We start from the raw sequence: 476 nt of genomic DNA on the forward strand, positions 1-476 counted from the left end.
CCATCGCCCAGATTGAACAGATAGGTGTCACGCGCATAGCTGCCGGTCAGCGTGTCGTTGCCGCTGCCGCCTTCGAACACGTTGTCGTACCCTCTCCATCCGGCAAACAGCTGGTCGTTGCCAGCACCACCACGCAAGGTATCACCCTCAACGCGCCAGTTACCGCCATCGCTACCGCCGTAGATCACGTCGTCGCCGTCACCGCCTTCCAGCAGATCCGCGCCGTTGCCGCCATACAGCGTGTCCTTGCCAGCGCCGCCGCGCAGCGTGTCGTTGCCTTCTTCGCCATACAGCCCGTCGTCGCCCGCCCCGCCTTCCAGCAGGTCGTTGCCGTTGCCGCCATACAGCGAATCGTTGCCGCCGTTGCCCTGGATCCAGTCATTGACGTTGCCGCCGCGCAGCGTGTCGCCCAGTTCGGAACCCACCAGAGGCACGCCCTGCTGCATCAACTGATCCGCCGTCCACTTCACGCCGCT

General features: G+C 64.7%; 1 protein-coding gene. It reads right to left on the minus strand.

All coding sequences use genetic code 11. The features are described from left to right. The coding region (locus VI26_RS19445; RefSeq protein WP_048411421.1) for a calcium-binding protein at positions 1–476 on the minus strand (476 nt) is incomplete at both ends.

The organism is Chromobacterium sp. LK1, assembly GCF_001043555.1.
Classification (GTDB): Bacteria; Pseudomonadota; Gammaproteobacteria; order Burkholderiales; family Chromobacteriaceae; genus Chromobacterium; species Chromobacterium aquaticum.